At 56.6% G+C, this 7,160-nt stretch carries 6 protein-coding genes; 4 read left to right on the forward strand and 2 right to left on the reverse strand.

Annotation, left to right across the window (positions count from 1 at the left end; translation table 11 throughout):
* Window positions 1-812, forward strand: an 812-nt coding sequence (locus VMW13_03750) for a hypothetical protein (GenBank protein HUV43927.1), incomplete at its 5' end; no start/stop codon positions are given.
* A 107-nt stretch (window positions 813-919) separates the two neighbouring features.
* On the opposite strand, the gene VMW13_03755 is transcribed toward VMW13_03750, so the two are convergent.
* Window positions 920-1,834, reverse strand: a complete 915-nt coding sequence (locus VMW13_03755) for a hypothetical protein (GenBank protein HUV43928.1) — start codon at window positions 1,832-1,834, stop codon at window positions 920-922.
* A 274-nt stretch (window positions 1,835-2,108) separates the two neighbouring features.
* Here VMW13_03755 and VMW13_03760 point away from each other — a divergent pair, with 274 nt between their 5' ends.
* The 3 genes from VMW13_03760 (at window position 2,109) to VMW13_03770 (ending at window position 5,834) form a co-directional block, all read left to right on the forward strand.
* Window positions 2,109-3,701: a phosphoenolpyruvate carboxykinase (ATP) gene (locus VMW13_03760; protein HUV43929.1), complete on the forward strand. Its 1,593-nt coding sequence runs from the start codon at window positions 2,109-2,111 to the stop codon at window positions 3,699-3,701.
* Between the two features lie 476 nt (window positions 3,702-4,177).
* On the forward strand, window positions 4,178-4,678 hold the full coding sequence (locus tag VMW13_03765) for a GNAT family N-acetyltransferase (GenBank protein HUV43930.1): 501 nt from the start codon (window positions 4,178-4,180) through the stop codon (window positions 4,676-4,678).
* Window positions 4,679-4,724: 46 nt separating this feature from the next.
* Window positions 4,725-5,834, forward strand: a complete 1,110-nt coding sequence (locus VMW13_03770; protein ID HUV43931.1) for an aminopeptidase — start codon at window positions 4,725-4,727, stop codon at window positions 5,832-5,834.
* Here VMW13_03770 and VMW13_03775 read toward each other — a convergent pair.
* Entirely contained in the window at window positions 5,831-6,736 is a 906-nt protein-coding gene (locus VMW13_03775; GenBank protein HUV43932.1) for a DMT family transporter, read from the reverse strand. The two genes, VMW13_03770 and VMW13_03775, sit on opposite strands and share 4 nt — an antisense overlap.
* Between the last annotated feature and the right edge of the window lie 424 nt (window positions 6,737-7,160).

Consider the following 7,160-nt stretch of genomic DNA (forward strand, 5'->3'; position numbering starts at 1 on the left):
CAGAGTGCTTCCGCACGATTGGCATGCTGATAGAAGCTGGCATTAAGCCCCATCTCTACGATTTGCTTGGCCAATTGAGGATTGCCAAAGGCAGGAGAGTCTCCAAGGCAGAACTGCTTCAGACGAGCTTAGGTCAGGTGGTGGGGGAGCTTATTCGCATCACCGAATTAGCCGACTTGCTTGCACCACCCCCCTCGCATATCCGGTTGAATCAATGGCGGAATATCGCGCAGCACCACTCTTTCCGTGTGGAGGGGAACGAAGTCATTTGCCGGTATGGTACAGAACCACGTGTTTCCACGGTGCACCTGATGAGGAACGAAGTCTATCAGGTTCTAGACAACACAATGAACGCCAATCGGGCTTTCAAGTCAGCCAGAACAGTATTCCTGATTGACAACCTAGCTGACGCAAGGCCACACATATTGCAGGGCACGCAGAATCTTCGGCCTGAACAAGAAATCCTCAGCTTCGCATCTGCATCAGCCACACAAGGCTTTGAGGTAATCGATATTAGCATCACACCCGAGGCAGCTATTGCACTACTGCATGATATGACCACTCTGGACCCAAATAAGCGTCGTTTCCATGCATCGCAGCTTTTGCACGAGCTTTGGGTCTGTACCCAGCGAAATACCATCTCGATTGAGTATAGGGAGAAGGATGGGACACCCAACCTAATCTCTGAGGTTTCGGGACAGGATTGTGACAGACTGACACGTGGGGAAATCGACCTAGAGGAATTCGTTCAGAGAACACGCTTCACCAACCTCAAGAAGCCTGACACGGCGCGGGACACCACGCGTGGGTGAGGAGGAGCCCAGCAAGCTCGCCATGCTCCTTGACTTCTCTATCGTGGCGCAGATACACGAGCTATGATACCGTCTCCCCTACCCACCCAGTCGCCCCGAGGAAGCCGTCAGTCTGCGCCCTTCCTCCCCTTCTCCACCTTCGCCGGAATCCGGTACTCGCAGGGCACGTCGGTCTGGCACAGACCGCAACCGTAGACAGACTTCTCGTCATCATAATAGTCCGATACCGGAAGGTAGCCAATCTCACGCAGGTATCTACTGCACTGTCGCTTGTCGTGGCCTTGCTCGGTGATAGCGCCGGCAGGACAGCGGGCGATGCAGGCCTTGCAGCTACCGTCCACGTAGAACAGGCAGTTTGAGAGGTGGTCGGTATAGGTCCTGCCGCTGGGTGGGAGGGGCAGGTCGGTGACCACGCTGCCGCAGCGGTGGGCAATGCCGCGTTTCGTGATAAAACCATCGGACAGGCTGAAGGTTCCGTGACCGGCCGCATAGGCGGTGTGCCGCTCGGACCAGTTGGAGAAAAACCCTACCTGCTCATTGGACATGGTACGGAAGTAGGGCTGCAACATCGGCGCTACCGCCAGGGCACCAACCTCGGTCAGCACCTCCACCACGTGCTTCCGCACGGTATCGTTGAACTCCTCACCGTAGTAGCGGGTGTGCGACCACCGGCGGGAGGGGACTTTTTTCTCCAGGCGGTTGGACCTGCGGGTCTCCCCGGTAATCGGCAGGACCCAGCTTATCACGGAAATTCGGGCCGGCAGTTCTTCGATAGCTCGGTCAAGACCCTGTGCCAGCGCCTCGCGCGGGGTGAGATGGACGGCATCGATAATCGTCTTGTACTGGTTGTAGAGGGAGTCGTCACCATCGGCAAACCGTACCAGCGGCTCATCGAAGACAGCAAGTTCCCGTGTGGATGGCATCCGGTTCAGCGGGCTGGTGCTGACAAACGCCTTGATATCGGCCTCTATCGCCTGTGCCGGTTCCTTCTGGAATTGCTCCCGTTTCTCCGGTGACAACATCGTTATCTCTCCTTATCCCTTGTCCCGTCATTCTGAGCACAGCGAAGAATCTCTGTTGGCCCGGCAGGGAGTCCCCGCTGCGTCTGTGGAGGAGTTGAGAGTCTTCGTTCAGCTACGCTTCACTCAGAATGACAGTGCTCGGTGTAAGCCTTCTCATTCGATACTGGATTCTACAATACTGAGTGAGGCTGCCGCAACCAGAGCCTGAAGGCGTTGATATCAGCATCACCTTCAGAGGGCATTATGTTATAATTATATATTCAGGGAGGTTGTGATGCCAGAGTTCGACCCACAAGAGTTTGCCCAAACCACGGAGAGAATCAGGGCGAAAGCACTGGAAGAAGGCAGGTTGCTGCACAATCCACCGAACAGAGACCTGGAGCAACTCGCTGCCCGAGAACCGGAAGTCCACCGGACAATATACGACAACCTGGTGGCGGATAGCGAACCGATGTCGCGCGCGGCGGCGTTCACCAGGAACAGTGTCGACCACCGTTTCGGCAAGGCAGAGCGGGAACTGCTCTATCAGACCGAAACGGTCCTCAGCCAGAAGAGGCTGGTCTCGGTAGATAGAATCGTGGGCAACAGTCGCAGCAATACCGTCGTCCGTCTGACAGTTCCCGAGGAGTTCGCTCACGTTGCCTTCGGGGGAAAAAACCTCTTTTTACCGGCAAGGGGAAGGATAGAGCGTCCGGACTACGAAATCATTATGTTCCGGGACGAGGCTTTCGAGGAAAATAAGTCCAAGCCTCTTCCCCAGAAGGACATCACGATACGGTTGGCCATGCTCGATGACGGTCGTGTCATCAAGATAGTGCGCAACAGCAACTACATTGGTGAGTACAAGAAAGGGGTGTTTGCCGCCGAGGACTGGACGGCCAAGACCAGGCGTGGCGGCATTTTCCTGCACACCGGCTGCCGGGAGGACTATCTCCAGTCATCTCACGGCGAATACCACACCACCCGGTCATTACTGATTGCCCTCAGTGCTAGCGGTAAGACGACAACCACCGGGCGGGTGCTGGCCCGAAAGGGCAAGGAAAAGTCGTGGCTGGTGCAGGATGACGGCGGCACCCTGATGCCGGACGGCTCTTTCCACGGCTTTGAGATGGGCGGACTTTTCGTCAAGACGGAGAATGTGAATCCCGGAGAGCAGGAAGAAATATACTATGGCCTGCTGCGACCGGAGACTTTCGGGGAGAATATCCACATAACCGAAGACGGTGACTTCGATTTCTACAACCTGGCGAGCACATCGAACGGAAGAGCCGTTATCCAGCGGCGCGACTTCATGCACGCCAGCCCGTTTATTGACGTTGAACGGATTGACAACCTGATTCTGATTACGCGGGAATCGCAGATGCCGGCACTCTCGAAGCTGACCCTGCAGCAGGCAGTGGCATTTATGACCCTCGGTCAGGCCATGGAGTCGTCGGCCGGAGACCCGACCAGGGCGGGCAAGCTCAAGGCAGAGTTCTTCTACGACCCGTTTGTCGCCGGGAACCGGGCAGACCACGCCAATCTCTTCTACGAGATACTGAGGGGCCTGCCGGACTTGAAGTTCTACATGCTGAATACGGGTGGTGTTGGTGAAGGGCACCTCTATAAGGACATCCAGATAGAACATACGCTGGGAATCCTGGACTCCATGCTGCGGGGTGGGCTGGAAGACTGGGTGGACTCGCCCACCGGCCTGCAGGTCCCGGCAGCAGTGAGGGCTGTCGACGATATCTACTTCCACCCGGAGAGACTCTATTCCACGAGCGAATTCGAAGAGGGCCAGCAGAAGCTTGAAAAGTTCCGACGCATAGCCATCGAGAAGGTCGGCGATGGGCTGCATCCGGACATAAGACGTGTCTTTGAGTAGGCTTACTGGAGACAGTAAGCCCCACTTAGGAAAGTGGGAGCCCACTTCAGAAAGTGGGACCGCTTACCGGTACTGGGATTGCTTAGTAGTGAGGCTACCTGCCGGTACCAGTGTCCCGGAGGGGTGTCAGGGACACTGGTACCATTTCAGGAACAAAATACGGAAAACCGGTGCTGCATAGGCCTGATGGAGGAGTGTATCAGGCCTCGCGGCGGGCCGGCATTACTTCTTGCGCTCCGTGTTCTTTTTCTTCTCTTCCCTTGCCTTGAGCTTGAGCAGTTGGAAGACTGTCTTGGCTTTTCCCGCTATGACGAAACTCTCCATCAACTGCCTCGCCTCTACTTCTGATTTACCTTATCTAAACTTATCACGCAGTCATAAAGAGCGGCATAAATGTCCTAAACATTTCATAAAGGTTTTATTAAGGTTTTATAAAGGTTCACAACCGTCTCAATCATTGATTGGCGGGGATGCAAGTGATAGAATCTGCCCAGTGTGTATCAAACGAGCGGGTCTTCAGCTACCTGTGTGATTGCCCGCGGAGAACGGTATCCGTGATAGAAGAGATAAGTGTGCGTTTCGCGACTCCCGCGGACCTGACCTTCGTACAGCAGGACCGGTATATTCCCGCTGACGTTGTGAAGCGCAAGATTGAGTGGCAAGAGGTCATCGTGGCTGAGAGGGATGGCGACAGGATTGGATATGCACGACTTGAATATCTCTGGTCTCTGGTTCCCTATATCGCCCTGATTCACGTGCTGCCGGAACACCGTCGTCAGGGTGCCGGTAAAGCGATGCTCCGCTTCATCGAAGAGTACGTACGTGAGCGGGGTAGCGCTACGCTGTACAGTTCATCGCAGGTTAACGAACCCGAACCACAGGCGTGGCATCGTCATGTGGGGTTCGAAGAATGTGGCATCATCGCCGGCATCAATACTGGCGGCGCGGGCGAAGTCTTCTTCCGTAAGCGGCTTTGACAGGGGAGTATACCAAGGTGACAATACAGGTGAGAAGGAGCATCAGATGACAGACCCACGAATTGAGAAACTGGCTGACCTGCTGGTCAACTACTCGGTGACGGTGAAACACGGCGACAAGGTCGTTATAGCCGGCGAGACTATCGCCGAACCATTGCTCAAGGCAATCTACACCCGGGTGCTCCAGGCAGGCGGACACCCCACCATGATGCCCGTACTCCCGGGACTGGATGAACTGCTTTTCCGCAACGCCTCCGATGAGCAGCTGCAGCATGTACCTGAATGGTTGAAGCTCATCGTGTCTACCTGTGACGTACGAATATCCATCATCGCAGAGGACAACACCAAAGCCCTGAGCAGCATCGACCCGGCAAAGATGGTGCTGCACAGCCAGGGACGGACGGAACTCATGGAGACATCCATGCGGCGCTCGGCGGCCAGGGAGTTGCTCTGGACGGTAGCCCTGTTCCCCACCAATGCCTGCGCTCAGGATGCCGAGATGAGTCTCAGCGAGTACGAGGATTTCGTTTATAGCGCCTGCATGCCCGACCCCAACGACCCGATTGCGTACTGGCAGCGGTTTTCGGCCTGGCAGCAGAAGATAGTTGACTGGCTAAAGGGAAAGGAACGTGTACACGTCATTGGACCGGAGACTGACCTCCGCCTGAGTATTGCCGGACGTAACTTTGAGAACTGTGACGGTCGTTTCAATATGCCTGACGGAGAGGTCTTCACCGGACCCGTGGAAGACAGCGTCGAGGGTCACGTCTGCTTCTCCTACCCGGCAATCTACGGTGGGCGGGAGGTCACCGGCGCACGGCTCTGGTTCGAGGGTGGCCGCGTGGTCAGGGCCACAGCCGACAAGAACGAGGAATTTCTGCTGAAGACAATCGATACCGACGAAGGTGCGCGGCGCGTTGGTGAGTTCGCTATCGGCACCAACGAGGGGATTACACGCTTCACCCGCCAGATACTGTTCGACGAGAAGATAAGCGGCAGTTTCCACATGGCGCTTGGCGCGGGCTACCCGGAGACGGGCAGCCAGAACAAGTCCGCCATCCACTGGGACCTTATCTGCGACTTGCGTGACGGTGGCGAGATATGGGTGGACGACGAGCTCCTGTACCAGAGCGGCAAGTTTGTGATTAATTTCTAGACAGAGCGGTCCATCGTTGAGTCAAGGTCTGCGTCGCGCCATCCCGTCCCACCCCTCCGGAAAGCCACGAATATCCCGGCCAGGATGAGCACGCCACCGATTGCTTCGGTGACCGTCGGCACCTCGTCCAGCATGGCAAAGGCCAGGGCGGTTGCCAGCACCGGTTCACCGAGAACGGCGATAGTCACCAGCGTTGCCGAGACGAAGCGTAGCGACCAGTTTAGCGACGTGTGCCCGATAAGCTGCGGTACCACCGCCAGCAGCACCAGCATCAGGTACGTAGTCGGGGAATAGCCGAAAAGGGGATGGCCGAAGGCGAGCGCCGCTACCAGCAGCAATACGGCAGCGGAGCTATAGGTCAGCGCTGTGTAGCTCAGTATCCCGATGTTCTGCCGCAATCGGCGCCCGATGAGCAGGTATCCGGCCACCGCCAGGGCACCAAGCAGGGCCAGCACTCCCCCCAGTAGAGGCTGCGGCCCGAGCCGCCAGTTGCCGTAGCCGATTAAGATTGCCCCGACCAGGCACACTACGATACCAAGAATGGCCTGCCTGCCCAGTCTCTCCCGGAAGAGCAGGTACGAAGCGATGGCCACGAAAATGGGGTTGGCCGTTACCAGCACTACCGAGCTAGCCACCGACGTGTAGCTTAGCGAGGCAATCCACAGACCGAAGTGCAGCGCCAGGAAGGCCCCGGAGAGCATTGCCAGAAGAACATCCTGCCTCGACAGGCCACGCAGTTCCTGTCTCGACCGTATCCAGGCCATCGGTGCGACCACCAGAGAAGCCAGGCAGAGCCGGTAGGCGGCGATAACCAAAGGCGGTGCCTCCGCCAGACGGATGAATATGGCGGCGAATGAGACCGATATTACTCCCAGGGTCAGGACTGCATACTTACGGGTCATCGTGGCTACATACTAGCCGAAGACCCGCCTTAAATCCACCCCGTTCGGTAACAGTTTCTTTTAACGCAACACAACCTGTCCCGGCAATCCCCCACCACTGTCATTGCGAGAAGCGTCAGTGACGCGCCACTGTCTTCAGTGGCGAAGCAATCCCCCACCACGTCATTGCGAGGAACTCAGTGACGCGCCACTGTCTTCAGTGGCGCACAATCCAGGCACCATAATGACACACCAACTACAGACACTACACTAGTTCAGACACTTGCATAACTACCCCGCCAGCCAGTAAAGTGAAGTAGCAGGATTGTATCAATTGTAGTGAGGACGGACAACATGCTCGAAGTGCTGGACAACATACCGGTCACGCTGGAGCCGGAGACAGTGATGAAACGACTGCGTGTGCGCGGTCGTGAAGCACAAATGG

The organism is Dehalococcoidales bacterium (assembly GCA_035529395.1).
Lineage (GTDB): Bacteria > Chloroflexota > Dehalococcoidia > Dehalococcoidales > Fen-1064 > DUES01.